Source organism: Verminephrobacter aporrectodeae subsp. tuberculatae At4 (assembly GCF_000193225.1).
Taxonomy (GTDB): Bacteria; Pseudomonadota; Gammaproteobacteria; order Burkholderiales; family Burkholderiaceae_C; genus Acidovorax; species Acidovorax aporrectodeae.
Window position 1 is genome coordinate 1 of the sequence record NZ_AFAL01000663.1, and the last position, 353, is coordinate 353.

Sequence of the window (353 nt, forward strand, 5' to 3'; positions counted from 1 at the left end):
AATGACGCTGCCACCTTCGTGCGCCAGACCGTGACGAACAACACGCCCGCGCCAGCAGCAGACACCACGCCCCCGGTGTTCAGCAGCGCCACGATCAACGGCAACCAGCTGGTGCTCACGTACACCGAAGCGGGCACCCTGGACCCGGCCGCACTCCCGGGCAACGCCGGCTTTGCGGTGACCAGTTCCATAGGCACGGCCATTACCGTGCAAAGCGCCGTGGTGAACGCGACGGCCAAGACCGTCACACTCACGCTGAGCATCTTGGTGACCCGCATGGACATAGTGAACGTCCGCTACACCAAACCCGCATCCGGCGCCGTGGTGCAGGACGCTGCCGGCAACGCCGCAGC

General features: G+C 66.0%; 1 protein-coding gene. It reads left to right on the forward strand.

The genetic code is table 11. The annotated features are described in order from the left end of the window. The coding region (locus VTU_RS28620; protein WP_010107379.1) for a SwmB domain-containing protein at nucleotides 1-353 on the forward strand (353 nt) is incomplete at both ends.